Raw genomic sequence first — 694 nt, 5'->3', positions numbered from 1 at the left:
CCGCCCCCGGAGCCACAGCCAACCGTGTTGTGGCTGGCGGGTTCGCTACCGGTCTGGTCCGAGCCGCTGCGCAAGCAGGGCATCATAATGGGGCTGTGCGGTGCCCCTCTGTATCCAGAGTCCCTGGCCGGGCTCAAGCATCTCAATCGACTTCCCCAGGTACAGGCTCGTCGTGAGGTGGCTCGTCAGGGCTGGCACGAAGGGCTGCTGCTCAGTTGCCGTCGCCAGCCCCTGGAAGCCACGGCGATGAATCTGTTTGCCCGCTTCGATGATCATTGGTGGACACCTGACTTGCTGGCCGCCCGAGCCGGCGTGGCCGGGGTAATGCGCCAGTGGCTCATGGCGCATCTGGCCGCGCGGGGGGAAACGGTGGCCTGTGATTTGAGGCCGCTGTCACAGCTTCACGGCGCTCGCGGTGTGTTTTTGTGCAACAGTGTTGTCGGCGTGCTCCCGGTGCGTAAACTGGCGCAATGGCAGTGGCCGGTGCTGGATTCAGTGTTGCAATTGCAACGCTCTGCCGACGCGCTTTTTCTGCCAGGATAAATCCGCGGGCAATCTGTGAGAGACAATCAGACGCAATCCGTCACTTGCCGACGAAAGCGCCTCTGAATGGTCTGGGCTTTCCACTCAGCTCCCTGTTATCCGCAGTGCTATCGTTACCACTTTGGCAAAGTATTTATTTCATTCGGCAACA

The 694-nt window shown here is 60.8% G+C and carries 1 protein-coding gene; it reads left to right on the top strand.

The features are described from left to right. A partial coding sequence (locus tag A3714_RS02480; protein WP_063527151.1) for an aminotransferase class IV occupies positions 1–543 on the top strand: 543 nt, incomplete at its 5' end. Between the last annotated feature and the right edge of the window lie 151 nt (positions 544–694).

This window comes from Alcanivorax sp. HI0007 (genome assembly GCF_001635525.1).
In the GTDB taxonomy this organism is placed as follows: Bacteria; Pseudomonadota; Gammaproteobacteria; order Pseudomonadales; family Alcanivoracaceae; genus Alcanivorax.
This window is presented reverse-complemented; position numbering and strand designations above follow the sequence as displayed.